This window comes from Grimontia sp. THUN1695, assembly GCF_059704325.2.
The window spans coordinates 2,464,202-2,479,117 of sequence record NZ_AP046577.1; the positions used below are offsets into that span (position 1 = coordinate 2,464,202).

General features: G+C 52.2%; 11 protein-coding genes. 2 read left to right on the plus strand and 9 right to left on the minus strand.

Going from position 1 to position 14,916, the window contains the following annotated elements:
* Positions 1-15: 15 nt before the first annotated feature.
* The 7 genes from AC6IB1_RS14675 to nudF form a co-directional block, all read right to left on the minus strand.
* Positions 16-741, minus strand: coding sequence for a 1-acylglycerol-3-phosphate O-acyltransferase (locus AC6IB1_RS14675; protein WP_497567261.1), 726 nt, complete (start codon positions 739-741; stop codon positions 16-18).
* 164 nt (positions 742-905) lie between these two features.
* Positions 906-3,185 carry a DNA topoisomerase IV subunit A gene (parC, locus tag AC6IB1_RS14680; protein ID WP_497567262.1) on the minus strand — a complete coding sequence of 760 codons (2,280 nt, stop codon included), beginning with the start codon at positions 3,183-3,185 and terminating at the stop codon, positions 906-908.
* Positions 3,186-3,208: 23 nt separating this feature from the next.
* Positions 3,209-5,104 (minus strand): DNA topoisomerase IV subunit B, encoded by a 1,896-nt coding sequence (parE, locus tag AC6IB1_RS14685; RefSeq protein WP_158162248.1) that lies wholly within the window; start codon positions 5,102-5,104, stop codon positions 3,209-3,211.
* A gap of 97 nt (positions 5,105-5,201) precedes the next feature.
* A complete protein-coding gene (gene yqiA / locus AC6IB1_RS14690) occupies positions 5,202-5,780 on the minus strand; it encodes an esterase YqiA (RefSeq protein ID WP_497567263.1) in 579 nt (192 codons plus the stop codon).
* An 8-nt stretch (positions 5,781-5,788) separates the two neighbouring features.
* Positions 5,789-6,613, minus strand: coding sequence for a 3',5'-cyclic-AMP phosphodiesterase (gene cpdA, locus AC6IB1_RS14695; protein ID WP_497567264.1), 825 nt, complete (start codon positions 6,611-6,613; stop codon positions 5,789-5,791).
* A 45-nt stretch (positions 6,614-6,658) separates the two neighbouring features.
* Positions 6,659-7,084, minus strand: coding sequence for a DUF1249 family protein (locus AC6IB1_RS14700; protein WP_497567265.1), 426 nt, complete (start codon positions 7,082-7,084; stop codon positions 6,659-6,661).
* Positions 7,085-7,119: 35 nt separating this feature from the next.
* Positions 7,120-7,743, minus strand: coding sequence for an ADP-ribose diphosphatase (nudF, locus tag AC6IB1_RS14705; protein WP_497567266.1), 624 nt, complete (start codon positions 7,741-7,743; stop codon positions 7,120-7,122).
* A 269-nt stretch (positions 7,744-8,012) separates the two neighbouring features.
* Between nudF and tolC the strand changes: the two genes are divergently transcribed.
* On the plus strand, positions 8,013-9,329 hold the full coding sequence (gene tolC / locus AC6IB1_RS14710) for an outer membrane channel protein TolC (RefSeq protein ID WP_497567267.1): 1,317 nt from the start codon (positions 8,013-8,015) through the stop codon (positions 9,327-9,329).
* Positions 9,330-9,401: 72 nt separating this feature from the next.
* On the opposite strand, the gene hldE is transcribed toward tolC, so the two are convergent.
* Complete coding sequence (hldE, locus tag AC6IB1_RS14715) at positions 9,402-10,838, minus strand: bifunctional D-glycero-beta-D-manno-heptose-7-phosphate kinase/D-glycero-beta-D-manno-heptose 1-phosphate adenylyltransferase HldE (protein ID WP_497567268.1); 1,437 nt, start codon at positions 10,836-10,838, stop codon at positions 9,402-9,404.
* 229 nt (positions 10,839-11,067) lie between these two features.
* Between hldE and lpxL the strand changes: the two genes are divergently transcribed.
* Complete coding sequence (gene lpxL, locus AC6IB1_RS14720; protein ID WP_497567269.1) at positions 11,068-11,997, plus strand: LpxL/LpxP family Kdo(2)-lipid IV(A) lauroyl/palmitoleoyl acyltransferase; 930 nt, start codon at positions 11,068-11,070, stop codon at positions 11,995-11,997.
* A gap of 38 nt (positions 11,998-12,035) precedes the next feature.
* Here lpxL and glnE read toward each other — a convergent pair whose 3' ends face one another.
* Positions 12,036-14,885 carry a bifunctional [glutamate--ammonia ligase]-adenylyl-L-tyrosine phosphorylase/[glutamate--ammonia-ligase] adenylyltransferase gene (gene glnE / locus AC6IB1_RS14725; protein WP_497567270.1) on the minus strand — a complete coding sequence of 950 codons (2,850 nt, stop codon included), beginning with the start codon at positions 14,883-14,885 and terminating at the stop codon, positions 12,036-12,038.
* Positions 14,886-14,916: the final 31 nt, after the last annotated feature.

The following is a 14,916-nucleotide window of genomic DNA, read 5'->3' on the forward strand; positions in this document are numbered from 1 at the left end:
CTGTTGAGTAGTTTATTACTTCTTGTTCAGTTCGGCTACTTCTGCATCCAACTCTGCCAGCTTAGCCGCCATGATGTCATGGCATTTCTGTGCCAGTTCGCGCACGTTCTCTTTGCCGTAGCCTTCCGTTGAAATCGGATCCATCACTTCAACAATAATATTACCGTTGTCACCCCGTGATGCACTCAGGTGATTGGTTGAACTGCACACGATAGGCACGATAGGAACCCCTGCCCCCACAGCAGCATGGAATGCACCGGTTTTAAACGGCAGAAGACCGCGTCCGCGTGAACGGGTGCCTTCCGGGAACAGCCATACCGACACATCATTGTCCTTGATTTGGTCAACCACCTGGCCAATGGTGCCCACCGCCTTGCTGCGGTTGTTGCGATCAATCAGGATGTTACCGGTTAGCCAGTACAAGGTGCCAAAGATAGGGATATACGCCAGGCTTTTCTTGCCGACTGTCACTGCCCGGGGACGTACAGCATTGGACACCGTCACCAAATCCCAGTTGCTCTGGTGGTTGGCAATATACACACAGGTTCCCACGGCTTTTGACGCTTCACTCTGGCGCAGGTGAAGTTTGATCCCGAACAGGGATGACAATTTGCCGAATAAACGGCCAAAGGTATAAACGTGCTTTGGATTTCTCGGGCTGAACAGGCAGTAACCACAACCGAATACAAACATGACAATCGCAAACAGCGCGACAGCCAACAGTCGCAGTATAAAGTACATTCACATTCTCCTAACACCATTTCGCCGCAAAGAATCGGGCATCCAGCCCTGCGGTCGGGTAAAAATTACAGCGTACACATGTTCGCTAAAATAAGTTGCGCCTAGTATATACTCAAACAACTCTGTCTAACACACCAGAAAAAGCCCTCCGGAGAGGGCTTTTCTTATTCAGCGTCCATCGCCTCAGGCTCGGCGCTTTCTGGCTTGGCAATCTCAATGGCGGTGACGCGCTGCAAACCTCGCGGCAACATTGAACCCCGCCGGCCACGCTCGCCACGGAAATTATCGATGTCTGTTGGCTTGAGTGACAGCTTGCGCTTACCTGCATGCAGGGTGACTGACGCCCCCTGCGGGATCACGAACAGTTGTGACAACAGCTCTTCGCGCGCCTTTGCCCGCGCCGAAGGAATGTTGATGATCTTGTTCCCTTTACCTTTACCCAGCTGTGGCAGCTCTTTCACCGGGAAGACCAGCATACGGCCTTCGTTGGTAATGGCCACGATATCGTCGGTTTCAATATCCAGCACACGCTGCGGCGGCATCACTTCAGCCGCCTGGGGCAGGCTCAACAAGGCTTTACCGCTGCGGTTTTTCGACAGCAGATCGTCTTGCTTACAGACAAATCCGTAACCGGCATCGGATGCCATCAGTACCAGATTGTCGTTCTCCCCCATCATCACATGACGCACTGCTGTTCCTGCAGTGATGTTCAGGCGACCGGTGATTGGCTCACCCTGACTGCGTGCCGATGGCAGTGTATGGGACTCCAGCGCATAGCTGCGGCCATCACTGCCGATAAACACCACGGGCTGGTTGCTTTTACCCCGGGCAGATGCCAGATAGCTGTCGCCGGATTTATAGCTCAGTGAGGTTGGGTCAACATCATGGCCTTTGGCATGACGGATCCAACCTTTTTCTGACAACACCACAGTGATCGGCTCACTCGGGATCAGGTCACGTTCCGTCATCGCTTTCGCTTCTGCACGCTCAACCAGTGGTGAGCGGCGCTCATCACCGTATTTTTCGGCATCGGCGAGGATCTCTTTTTTCAGCAGGGTGTTCATGCGACGCTCAGAACCCAGCACTTTTTCCAGCTGCTCACGTTCTTTATTCAGTTCATCCTGCTCACCGCGGATCTTGATCTCTTCAAGCTTCGCCAACTGGCGCAGTTTGATTTCAAGGATCGCTTCAGCCTGTTTCTCGCTGAGGCCAAAGCGGCTCATCAGCTCTTTTTTCGGCTCATCTTCAGTGCGGATGATCTCAATCACTTCATCAATGTTGAGATAGGCAGCCAGTAAACCTTCCAGAATGTGCAGGCGTGCCAGCACTTTATCCAGACGGTATTGCAGGCGACGACGCACGGTTTCACGGCGGAACTCCAGCCATTCAGTCAGGATTTTTAGCAAGCCTTTCACCTGAGGACGGCCATCAAGGCCAATCATATTCAGGTTAACGCGGTAGCTCTTTTCCAGATCCGTCGACACAAACAGGTGATTCATCAACTGTTCGCAGTCCACACGGTTTGAACGCGGTACGATCACGATCCGGGTAGGGTTCTCATGATCCGACTCATCACGCAGGTCATCCACCATCGGCAGCTTCTTCGCGCGCATCTGGTTGGCGATTTGCTCCAGAAGCTTCGCGCCCGATACCTGATGTGGCAGCGCGGTGATCACGATATCGCCATTGTCTTTATGCCAGCGGGCGCGCATTTTGATTGAGCCACGACCATCACGGTACAGCTTTTTAAGCTCAACCTGCGGGGTAATGATTTCCGCTTCAGTCGGATAGTCCGGTCCTTTAACGTGCTCAAGCAGGCCGTCTAAATCCAGTGTGGGTGAATCAATCAATGCCACCAGCGCATTCGCCACTTCACGGGCGTTATGCGGAGGAATATCCGTCGCCATACCCACAGCAATACCGGTCACGCCGTTCAGCAGGATATGCGGCAGGCGCGAAGGCAACGCTTTCGGCTCCTTCATGGTGCCATCGAAGTTTGGCTGCCAATCGACGGTGCCCTGCCCTAATTCAGACAGCAGCACTTCAGAAAAGCGGGAGAGACGCGATTCGGTGTAACGCATCGCCGCGAAGGATTTGGGATCGTCCGGCGCACCCCAGTTACCCTGACCATCTACCAGTGGGTAGCGGTAAGAGAATGGTTGCGCCATCAGCACCATGGCTTCATAACAGGCCGAATCGCCGTGCGGGTGATATTTACCCAGCACGTCACCCACGGTGCGGGCAGATTTCTTGTATTTGGCTGTGGCTGACAGCCCCAGCTCAGACATTGCATAAATGATGCGGCGTTGTACCGGTTTCAGGCCGTCACCGATAAAAGGCAGTGCACGGTCCATGATGACGTACATCGAATAGTTGAGGTATGCATCCTCAGTAAACTTCCTTAATGGAAGCTGTTCGACACCGTCATAAGTGATATCAGTCATTGAAAACGTCCGATCTTAGAATCTTATAAAATCTCAACCAGCTCAGCCATGTCGCCTTTGTCTTGTAACCAATGGCGACGATCTTCTGCGCGTTTTTTCCCCAGAAGCATGTCCATCATACGGTCAGTTTCTTCCTGATCGTCAATAGTCAGCTGTACCAGACGGCGGGTATTCGGGTCCATGGTGGTCTCGCGCAGCTGCAGTGGATTCATTTCACCCAGACCTTTAAATCGCTGCACATCAATTTTGGCGCGCTTCTGGCTCAACCGTTCAAGGATGCCGGCTTTCTCTTCGTCATCCAGCGCGTAATAGACCTCTTTGCCGCAGTCGATACGGTACAGTGGTGGCATTGCAACATACACATGGCCGGCTTTTACCAGCGCGCGGAAATGTTTTACAAACAGGGCACAAAGCAGGGTCGCGATATGCAGACCGTCGGAGTCCGCATCGGCGAGGATACAGATCTTGCCGTAGCGCAGGCCGCTCAGATCGTCGCTGTCAGGATCGATACCGAGTGCCACAGAAATATCGTGCACTTCCTGGGAAGCCAGTACCTGATCGGCGGAGACTTCCCAGGTGTTCAGGATCTTACCGCGAAGCGGCATGATAGCCTGAAATTCACGGTCGCGGGCCTGTTTGGCCGATCCACCTGCCGAGTCACCCTCAACCAGGAACAGTTCAGTGCGTGACAGGTCCTGCATGGAGCAATCCGTCAACTTGCCGGGCAATGCTGGGCCTGACGCCACTTTCTTACGCACCACTTTTTTCGCCGCGCGCATACGACGGTGCGCGTTGGCAATACAGACTTCTGCCAGCTGCTCAGCAAGTTGTGGACGCTCATTCAGCCACAGGCTAAAGGAATCTTTTACCACCCCGGAGACAAACGCCGCGCACTGGCGTGAAGAGAGGCGCTCTTTGGTCTGGCCGGCAAACTGTGGATCCTGCATTTTCACTGACAGCACGTACGCACAGCGATCCCAGATATCATCTGCCGTCAGCTTCACACCGCGTGGCAGCAGGTTGCGGAATTCACAAAACTCACGCATGGCATCCAGAAGCCCTTGGCGCAGACCGTTGACGTGGGTGCCACCTTGCGCAGTCGGGATCAGGTTAACGTAACTCTCAGTGATGAGCTCGCCCCCTTCCGGCAGCCAAATCACCGCCCAGTCAGCCGCTTCATTCGACGCGCTGAATTCACCGACAAAGGGCTCTTCCGGCAGCAGTTCATACCCTCTAACGCCTTCCGCCAGGTACTCTTTCAAACCACTTTCATAGCACCACGTAATGGTTTCATCCGTGTTTTTGTCGGTGAAAACAATCTCAAGACCAGGACACAATACCGCTTTGGCTTTCAGGATATTTTTCAGGCGGGAAACAGAGAATTTCGGCGAATCAAAATAAGAGGCATCAGGCCAGAAATGGACACGGGTGCCCTTGGCCCGTCGGCCACAGGTACCGGTGACGGTCAGCTCCTGCACTTTTTCGCCATGTTCGAAGGCAATGTCATATACCTGCCCATCACGTTTTACCGAGACTTCCACACGCTTTGACAAGGCATTGACCACTGAAATACCTACGCCATGCAAACCACCGCTGAACTGATAGTTCTTGTTGGAGAACTTACCCCCGGCGTGGAGTTTACACAGGATCAGCTCAACCCCGGACACCCCTTCTTCCGGGTGGATATCCACCGGCATGCCCCGGCCGTCATCGATAACCTCAAGGGACTGATCCGCATGAAGGATAACTTCCACTTTCCGTGCATGCCCTGCCAATGCCTCATCGACACTGTTGTCGATAACTTCTTGACCGAGATGGTTCGGACGGGTCGTGTCTGTATACATACCGGGACGACGACGCACCGGTTCAAGACCATTGAGAACCTCAATGGATCCCGCGTTATAAACTTGCTCTGTCATAGATGATTGGTTTTCTAAATTTTGTCACATGGTCAGTGATGCCCCGCCAGCTTGTCAAATATTGCCACGGCTGACGGGGTTATTCTGTGAGTTGTGGTCACAGTCCCAGGAATTGAATGATGTCAGCGGGGTATCTGTCGAACCCGACAAAAGCATGATCGCCACCGGGCTCAACCGTCTGCTTGCATCCTTGATACTTGGTGACGGCATCTCTGAAATCAAGTACCTCATCGCCTTCTTGCTGCAGCAGCCACAGGTTTTCCGGTTTGGCAATGGATACCACGTCCAACGCTTTAAGCTCATCCATATGGTGTGGCTCAAGCCAGTATTTTTCGCCGGTATAGGGATTTTGCTGCGCGCCAAGGTAACCGGCCAGCAATTCGTAAGGCTTAACTGCCGGATTAATCAAGGCGGCACGGAAGCCGTATTTGGCGTTTAACCAGGTCGAGAAATAACCACCGAGAGAACTCCCCACCAAACCAATGCAATAGTCGTTTTTATAGGTCTCAACAACTTGCTGGAGTTGAGCTGCAGCTTCGGCAGGGTAGCAGGCGAGACGGGGAACTTCCAGCTTTATGTCCGGACGATGCAACCTACACCAAGTCTGCATTTGTTGTGCTTTTGCCGACAATGGCGAGCTGTTGAAACCGTGAATATAGAGAAGCAAGGAAGGCATATCAGGACCTAGTAACCGGATGAATTCATGTCTGGTTGAAAATCCGTGCCTTTCAGTCGACCTACATAACTGGAAATCGTACCGTCATGGTGTAATTCAATCTCACGCCAGCCTGGATTGGTCGTATCGAGCGCAAAGTCATCGGAATCTGGCTTGAATTGGATGCAGGTAGACGGCGCTGCCATCACGCGACAGCCTTTGTAGTGTGTATCCAGCGCCTGATGGATATGTCCACAAACCACACCTTTCACATTAGTGTGTCTGTCCACCACAGTCCAGAATTCATCCCGGTTATGTAATTGATGTTGATCCAGCCAGGCACTGCCAGCAGGAAGTGGATGATGGTGAAGCAGCACTAGGGTATAACGCTCAGAGTGGGTTACCAGAGCCAAATCCAGAAGTGCCAGTTGCGCCTCAGAGAGTCTTCCGTGTGGGACACCCTTTACCTGACTGTCCAGAATGACCAGCTGCCAATGCTCCCCCATCAGAACAACGTCGCTGCGCTGAAGGGGAGATTGTGCCAGAACAGTTTGCATTTCAGGCTGGAAATCATGGTTACCCGGCAACCAAAAACAGGGTTGCGTCCAGTGGGAAATACCATCAACAAAACGTTGGTAGGATTCAGCAGTATGGTCCTGCGAAATGTCACCGGTCGCTATCATGGCATCGAATTCAACCCCCAAGGATTGAATATTTTCGACCACAGCCTGAAAGCTTGCAGCTGTATTCACCCCCAGCAGACTGCCATAAGGGTCGGCAAACAGGTGGGTATCTGTAATTTGTAACAACCGGACGCTCTGGCTGTATTGACTAGGTTGATGGCTTATCCGCAACGTCTTGAAAACCTTGATCGTAAATGCGTGCCTATGCACGTCAAACTAATAAATTATATTCTGTTTTGTGATACCGTTTCGCAGGCAATGCGCGAGCCAGTCAGCAAGGAAAGCATTTACCTGGTGCTTTTCATCCCTCTGGTGCATACGCGGGTTGGGATAATCATAACGCGGCTTAATGCGAGAAATCTGCTGAGTGGTACACACTTCAGCGACACGTGCATCGTGATACATACGCACTGTCAGTCTGGGGCGCAAATAGTGAGGGGCATCCCCACGTAGCCAGATATCCAGTAAGGTGGTGTAGCGTGTCGATTCCAGAATATCCATCTGGTATTCATTACCCTGGATGTCGTAGACACGGGACGTCCCCACATCATCGTCACGCGGCATCAGTCTAAGCAATTTGGCGTAGTTGGTCTCATACATGCGCATCAGCGCATTCAAATTAACCCTGTACTTTTGCTTCAACCTACCTCCATTCCAGCACAACCTGACTGGCCCGCTTATACTACCGCGCGCAACGTTTCCCTGTTCAATGCCAGCCATTGCAGCGCAATGATCGAAGCGGCATTTTCAATTTTGCCCTCATTCATCCATTGCATAGCCGTCATAAACGGCACCACATGGACAAGAATATCTTCATCTTCTTCGGCCAACCCATGCACGCCACCTGCCTGCGAAGCATCCACGATACCAAGGTAAAGATGAATGCGCTCCGAGCAACCACCTGAGCTTGACAGGTAACGGGTCATCGGCAGCAGCTTTTGCACGTTAAGACCGGCTTCTTCCTCAGCTTCACGCACAGCCACCGCTTCCGGGGTTTCATCTTTATCGATGATCCCAGCGACAATCTCGAGTTGCCAGGGAGAGTCACTTGCCACCATGGCCCCCACGCGAATTTGCTCGACCATCACCACCTTGTCTGAAACAGGGTCGTAAGGCAGCATCGCTACTGCATGTCCACGCTCAAAAAGCTCGCGTTCAATCGGTCCACTCCAGCCTCCAGAAAAAAGTCGGTGCCGGAAGCGGTATTTCACCATCTTGAAGTAACCATTATAGACAACGTCATTGGCCTCAATGGTGACATCGTCCTGTCCAAACTGGGATGGGCTATTTTGCTGCGGCACAGCGTATCCCTCTACTCCTGTAATCAGGAGGCAAATAATAAATGGTCAAAAGACGAGACTGCAACGTTATACCCCGACTTTTTTGGTATAGATTGCAGAATTATTTGAATGCCTTTATGGTTCTGACAGTTTTACAATGAATTTTTCTCAAGAAACCATCACATTGTCAGTTCCAAGCAAGCCTCCATGGTTTAAACTAAGGCTAGCCGTAAGGTCCGGATACCTTTTGATAACTGACCAAATAATTATACGTTCAGGGATTACTGACTATGAAAAAATTGCTCCCCCTTTTTATCGGGGTTGCGCTGGGTACCGCCGCTCCTCTGGCAAGCGCTGATGATCTGATTCAGGTTTACGAGCAGGCGAAGCAAAGCGACCCTCAACTTCTGCAAGCAGCAGCCACTAAGGATGCTGCCTTTGCGGCGGTGGATACCAACCGTGGTACACTGCTGCCACAAATCAATCTGCAAGCGGGTTACAATCTCTCCCGTAACAGTGACAACATTGTGAGTGACACAAACACCCTCACGGCGGGTGTAACCCTGAAGCAGGAGTTGTTTGAGCAAAACAGTTGGATCAACTTGGATATCGCTGAAATCACTGCCCGCCAAGCAGATGCGGTTTACGCGGCGGAGCAGCAGGGGCTCATTCTTCGTGTTTCCCAAGCGTACTTCAATGTGTTGCGTGCTATTGACGATCTAATTTTTGTCCGCGCTGAAAAAGCAGCAGTGGGTCGTCAACTGGAACAGACCAAACAACGTTTTGAAGTGGGTCTTTCTGCCATCACCGATGTGCATGACGCGCAGGCACAATATGACGCTGTACTGGCACAGGAAATCCTGTCAGAAAATGAAGTCTCCAACAGCTACGAGGCACTGCGTGAAATCACGGGTACCCGTCATTCAGACCTGTATATCCTGAATACCAAAACCTTCTCGGCAACCCGCCCCCAACAAACGGTTGAGGAGCTGGTCAAACGCGCAGAAGAAGGCAACCTGAACCTGCTGGCACAACGTATTTCCCGTGATGCGGCAAAAGAACGTATCAGCCTGGCAGAATCTGGACATCTGCCATCATTGACGCTTGATGTAGGCTATGGCTATACCGATCAGGAAAACAAGACAGACTCATCCCGTGATATCAATAATAATGAGCTAGCGGGAGGCATTAACTTCAATATGCCTCTGTACAGCGGTGGTTCTATCAGTGCTGGCGTAAAAGAAGCGCAGTTCAGGTATGTGGCTGCCTCTGAGCAGTTGGAAGGGACGTACCGTACAACCGTGAAAGATGTGCGTGCGTTCTACAACAACATCAACGCCAGCATTGGTGCACTGCGTGCCTATGAGCAAACCGTGATTTCACAACGGTCAGCATTGGAAGCCACCGAAGCCGGTTTTGAAGTGGGTACCCGAACCATTGTTGACGTACTGGATGCAACCCGCCGTCTGTATGACGCCAACCGCAACCTGTCCAACGCACGTTATGACTATATCCTGAATGTGCTGCAATTGCGTCAGGCTATCGGGACACTGAGTGAACAAGACCTGGTTGATATTAACAACGGTCTGTTGCCACCGAAAAAGTAATGGTTGCCAAACATGAAAAAGGCGCCTGTTGAAAGGGCGCCTTTTTTCTGTTCAGTCAGCCAGCAATAAGCATTACGCTTTGTTGTGGCCACCCAGAATAGAATTGATGATCTCAGAGGTTGAACAACCTTCTTCGAAATTCAACACACGAACTTCACCGCCTGCGGCAATCACTTCTTTACCACCAGCAATCTCTTCCGGTTTATAGTCTCCGCCTTTCACCAACATGTTTGGCAACACTTCGCTGATAAGGCGCTGTGGCGTTTCTTCACTGAATGGCACCACCCAATCTACAGCGCCTAACCCCGCCAGCACAGCCATACGGCGATCGGTCGGATTTACCGGACGACCCGGTCCTTTCAGTCCACGAACAGACTCATCGGTATTCACCGCCACAATCAGGCGATCGCCCAGTTTCGCCGCTTCATTAAGATAAGCCACATGACCGGCATGTAAAATGTCGAAACACCCGTTGGTCATCACCACTTTCTCGCCACGAGACTGTGCCATCTGCACCGCAGCTTTCAGTTGATCTTCAGTCACGACACCATAACCGGAATGATGGCTGCCATGCACCGCTTCCGTCAGTTCAATCGTCGACAGCGTGGACGTTCCCAGTTTACCGACCACCACGCCGGCTGCTGCATTCGCCAGCGCACACGCATCTTCAAACGGCTTACCCGCCGCCAAAGACGCAGCCACGACCGAAATCACGGTATCACCGGCACCGGTCACGTCATACACCTCTTTGGCCAATGTGGGCAGGTTCAGCGGCTCGTGGCCAGCACGAATCAGTGTCATGCCATTTTCACTGCGGGTCACCAGCAACGCGTTAAACTCAAACTTCTCAATCAGCGCCAGGCCACGCTCAACAATCTCTTCTTCCGTACGACAGGCCCCTACTACCGCCTCAAACTCACTCATGTTTGGCGTCAACATGGTCGCACCGCGATAGCGTTCAAAATCTGTACCTTTGGGATCGACCAACGTCACCACACCCGCCTTGCGGGCCAACTGGATCATTGGCTGAACATTTGCCAATGCGCCTTTGGCATAATCTGACAGGATCATCACTTTGGTGTTTGACAGTGCCGCTTCAATACGGGACAAGATTGGCTGCACATCCACATCGTGGAAACCTTCTTCAAAGTCCAAGCGGATCAGCTGCTGGTTACGACTCATAACGCGCAGTTTGGTGATAGTTGGGTAGTCCAGCAGCTCCACAAAATCACACGCCACGTTTAACGATCCCAGGGTGTCTTTTAGCACCTGAGCCTGCTCATCCTGACCTACAAGACCAATCAGTTGTGCCTTCCCGCCCAACGCTGCAATGTTCATTGCCACGTTTGCTGCACCGCCCGGACGTTCTTCTGTCTGGTTGATTTTCACCACAGGTACCGGCGCTTCCGGGGAGATACGTCCCGTTGGGCCATACCAGTAGCGATCAAGCATCACGTCTCCAACAACCAGAACATTAGCTTGCTGATAGTCAGGCAAAGTCAGTTTCATTGTTTTCTCCAAGGAAAAAGGAACGTCGGCGATATTATCATAAAGACTTCACAGCAACAGCCATACCGACAACAACTCACGCCGTCTATATCCGCGCCACCGCAATCCAGTACCTTCAGGCAACTTGGGCCACTGATAGGATCTGCCGACGAGCCCTGACTATTTCAAACATTTCGGTATACAATGGCGCCTCATTTTTACCGTTTGATTCAGGAAACACGACCACGCTATGAGCAGCCATTCTGAAGCGCCAACTTTCCAATTGTCTTTCCTTCACCCCAGGTACTGGCACACCTGGATGGGTGTCGGAGTGATGTTTTTGATCAGTTGGTTACCGTACCGTGTGCAACGCTTCCTTGGCCGGAAACTTGGCCGGCTGATCATGAAGTTTTTCAAAAGTCGTAAGAAAATTGCCGCACGCAACCTTGAGCTTTGCTTTCCAGAAATGACAGGGGGCGAGCGTGAAGCCCTGCTCAAAGAAAACTTCGAGCATATGGGCTTAGCATTTTTTGAAACCTGTATGGCGTGGTTTTGGCCAGCCTGGCGAATTAGAAAGCACATAAAATATGAAGGTTTTGAACAGATTGCCGATTTCAAAGCACGCAAAAAAGGGGTGCTGATTGTTGCCGTGCATTCTTTCAACCTGGAACTTGGCGCCCGTGCATTTGGCCTGCATACACCCGGGTTTGGTGTATACAGGCCAAACACCAATCCCGTTTATGATTGGTTTCAATACTGGGGAAGGTGTCGCGAAAACAAACTGATCGACCGCTGCGACGTTAAACAGATGATCAGACGATTAAAGCAAGGGGAATTGGTCTGGTATGCGCCGGATCATGACTATGGACGTCACCGTTACGCATGGGCCCCATTATTTGCCGTAGAAAACGCTTGCACAACGACAGGCACCCATCTTCTTGCGTCTGCCAGCAGGTGTGATGTGGCGACATTTACCATTACCCGCGACAGGGAAGGTACCGGTTACACTTTGACGCTGGATCCGCCAATGGAGGCTTTTCCCTATGATGATGCAAACGCCTCCGCCGCATACACCAACACGTTTATTGAGCGATCTATTATGCGGGCACCAGAGCAATATATGTGGCTGCATCGCCGTTTCAAAAGCCGCCCCGACGGTGAGCCATCGTTATACGACTGATGTGCGAGGTAACTCGATGCTGTTTTTCTCTCTACTCTTTAGGGCTCCATCCACTCTTTCCATGCTGCTTTCACTGCCTCGCGCTCTGCGGTAAATGCCGCATCATCAACTTCCACAGGGGCGTCCAGCAGGTTCAGACGGTGGATTTCATCGCGCATCGCCACATAGGCATCACGCAGGGTCAGTGCCTGTGGTGTGCTTAAAATGCCGGCCTGGGCCATGTCTTCCAGAATACGGACATTGTCACTCCAGCGCATCAAAGCGGGTTCATCGTGGGCATTGGCCAGCACAAAGAACTGGGTCATAAACTCAATGTCTGTGATCCCGCCGGGATCCTGTTTGATGTGAAATTTACCTTTTTCTTTGCTGCCCAGGTGGTCGCGCATTTTATGACGCATCTCAACCACATCTTTACGGAGAGCATCCCTGTCACGCGCTTTGGTCAGTATGCGCTTACGCACGTCCGAAAAGCCTTTTGCCAGCAACGTATCGCCGTAGATCAAGCGGGTACGCACTAACGCCTGATGCTCCCATGTCCAGGCTTCGGTGTTCTGGTATTCCTCGAACGATTCCAGTGTGGTCACCAGCATGCCGGAAGCACCGGATGGACGCAGGCGGGTGTCAATGTCATACAACACACCGGATGCCGTGCGGGTTGAAAACAGGTGGACAATGCGCTGAGCAAGGCGAAGATAGAACTGGCGACCGTCTATCTCTTTGGGGCCATCAGTATAGCTGTCAACGGGGCAATCATGGACAAACACCACATCCAAATCCGAGTTATACCCGAGCTCGATACCACCAACCTTGCCATAGCCAATCACCGCAAATCCCCGTCCATCACGCCCGGCAAGGTGGGAGGGCTGGCCATATTTCTCTGTCATCTGGAACCAGGCCTGATTCACTACCGCTTCTACAATCGCTTCCGCCAGATAGGTCAAGTGGTCACTCACCTTCATCACAGGCAACACACCGGCAATGTCTGCTGCCGCGATACGCAGCAACTGGGTCTGCTTGAACTGGCGAATGTGCTCCATCTGCTGCTCCATATCCTCTTCCGGAATGCGGGCAAGAAAATCAAACAGTTCGTTACGGTATTGATCGAGCGGTGTTGGGTTATAGAGGTGTTGCAAATCCAGCAATTCATCCAGCAAGATGGGGTAGCTTGCCAACTTCTCTGCCACCATAGGGCTGGCACCGCAAAGTCTAACCAGTTGTGTAATAGCGCCGTGGTGCTCGTCCAGAAGTTCCAGATAGGTGGTGCGGGTAGCAATACAGATAAGCAGCTTCAGCACCCTCTCCAACACCGCGATGGCGTCCTGCCGGCAGACAATGTGGCTGAGCATCACCGGCATCAAACGGTTCACCACCTCCCGGCCACGTGGCCCTAAAGTGCGTTTTGCCAGCTCTTCCTTGAAACGCAGCAGTGCCCTGGCTTGCTCTTCGGCATGTTGCGCCGTCATATCCGTCAGGATCTTCTCAACCAGTTCCGGATCGCGCGCCGCATCCCAGATCTCGCTGAATTCAGCGGCGATCTTCTCTTCTTCGCCCTCTTCTTCATCACCGATAAGATTATCGAAGATGTCATGCACGTCCTGCATGTGAGACGCGATTTTCCCACGAAGAAGATCCCAGTTATCTTCACCCATCGCGACAGCAAGGCGCAACCTGTCGAGCTTGTTATCCGGCAGGGTCTGGGTTTGCTTATCGCCTATCGCCTGCAACAGGTTTTCCACCCGGCGCAGATAACGGTAAGCCGCTTCCAGTGTATCTGCATCCTGTGCAGGTAACAGTGCCAGCTCACGAATAGCATGTAAGGTGATAAACAAGCCACGCTTACGAAGGACAGGATCACGGCCACCCCGGATCAGCTGGAAAGACTGGACAATAAACTCGATTTCACGGATCCCGCCTGCCCCAAGCTTGATGTTGTCTGTCAGTCCGCGGCGACGTACCTCACTGCGGATCATCGCTTTCATCCGGCGCAGGGACTGGATAGCACTGAAATCGATATAGCGGCGGAACACAAATGGACGCAGCATCTGGCGCAAGCTCTGGTAACAGGCAAACTGTTCTTTGCCCATCACCCGCGCTTTGATCATGGCGTAGCGTTCCCAGTCACGCCCCTGCTCCTGATAGTAATCCTCAAGTGCCGCGAAGCTCATCACCAGCGGACCGCTGTCACCAAACGGACGCAGGCGCATATCAACGCGGTAGCAGAAGCCGTCATAGGTTTGCTGGTCAAGCGCTTTAATCAAGCGCTGACCGAGGCGGGTAAAGAACTGGGCATTGGCAATGCTGCGGCGTGCCCCCTGGGTTTCACCGTTTTCCGGATAGGTGAAGATAAGGTCGATATCAGAGGAAAAATTTAGTTCACCGCCACCCAGTTTGCCCATACCAAGGATCAGCATGGGTTGTGGGTTTCCCTCAGCATCACAAGGCGTTCCCCATTCATTGCAACAGAAACGGTACAACCAACCATAGGCTTCCATGATGATGGCTTCAGCCAGTTTGGAGAGGTGCGCCAGACTGTCATCCAGCGAGAGGGAATCATTGAAGTCATGCCAGGCCAGCCAAACCATTTCACGGCGACGGAAACGCCGAAGCTCACGGAGCAAGCCATTTTCATCCTGCTGGCTAGCAAGTTTTTCTTTCAGCGCGTTGCGGTACTGAGTCAGGCGCTGGCCACTCTCCAGATTCGCTTTCAGCCACGGCAACAAGGTTTCGTCCTGCAAAACCGATGCATTGATAAAGTCACTCAGTGCCAATGTGCGGGCAAGTGTATCCCGCTCTTTCCCTTGCCACTGTGTAAGGTTGTCCGGTTGTTTTTCAGCCAATACATCTATCGCGCAGGTTGCGCACGCTTCCAGTTCCCTAGGCAACGACATCGGTGTTCTTTCCTTTACGCTTTCAGTATCT

What these genes read in the sequence shown, in the direction of transcription:
- lpxL (WP_497567269.1), top strand. Translation starts at nt 11,068, where the DNA reads ATGAGCAGCCATTCTGAAGCGCCAACTTTCCAATTGTCTTTCCTTCAC.
- hldE (WP_497567268.1), bottom strand. Translation starts at nt 10,838, where the DNA reads ATGAAACTGACTTTGCCTGACTATCAGCAAGCTAATGTTCTGGTTGTT.
- glnE (WP_497567270.1), bottom strand. Translation starts at nt 14,885, where the DNA reads ATGTCGTTGCCTAGGGAACTGGAAGCGTGCGCAACCTGCGCGATAGAT.
- tolC (WP_497567267.1), top strand. Translation starts at nt 8,013, where the DNA reads ATGAAAAAATTGCTCCCCCTTTTTATCGGGGTTGCGCTGGGTACCGCC.
- parE (WP_158162248.1), bottom strand. Translation starts at nt 5,104, where the DNA reads ATGACAGAGCAAGTTTATAACGCGGGATCCATTGAGGTTCTCAATGGT.
- parC (WP_497567262.1), bottom strand. Translation starts at nt 3,185, where the DNA reads ATGACTGATATCACTTATGACGGTGTCGAACAGCTTCCATTAAGGAAG.
- AC6IB1_RS14675 (WP_497567261.1), bottom strand. Translation starts at nt 741, where the DNA reads ATGTACTTTATACTGCGACTGTTGGCTGTCGCGCTGTTTGCGATTGTC.
- yqiA (WP_497567263.1), bottom strand. Translation starts at nt 5,780, where the DNA reads ATGCCTTCCTTGCTTCTCTATATTCACGGTTTCAACAGCTCGCCATTG.